Origin of the sequence: Faecalibacterium sp. DFI.5.82 (assembly GCF_029076575.1) — a bacterium.
In the GTDB taxonomy this organism is placed as follows: Bacteria; Bacillota; Clostridia; order Oscillospirales; family Ruminococcaceae; genus Faecalibacterium; species Faecalibacterium duncaniae.
In genome coordinates this window covers 1-300 of sequence record NZ_JARFIS010000784.1, presented here as the reverse complement: position 1 = coordinate 300, position 300 = coordinate 1, and the positions used below count along the sequence as shown (strand labels likewise).

Below are 300 nucleotides of genomic sequence, written 5' to 3'. Positions count from 1 at the left end.
CAAAGATCCCTGCCAGGATCAGACAGCCCACGCGCAGGATGCGCTTGCGTTTTTCTTCCTTCATAAGCCCTGACGGCCTCCTTTGATACATTGCAGATTATTTCATGGGGATATAACCACGGGGGTTGACGGCATTGGCCTTGGAGCCGCCCTTCCAGACCTCCAGATGGAGGTGGTTGCCGGTAGAGTTGCCCGTGCTGCCCACATAGCCGATGATCTCACCCTGCTGGACATACTTGCCCGCCGAGGTGGCAACCAGTACAGCACCCTGTACGGCCACATGCGGTCGGTCGCCACCTC

Annotated in this window: 1 protein-coding gene; it reads right to left on the bottom strand. The window is 58.3% G+C overall.

Going from position 1 to position 300, the window contains the following annotated elements; translation table 11 throughout:
* Window positions 1-97: 97 nt before the first annotated feature.
* On the bottom strand, window positions 98-300 hold a 203-nt coding region (locus tag P0G09_RS18895), incomplete at its 5' end, for a peptidoglycan DD-metalloendopeptidase family protein (protein ID WP_275253441.1).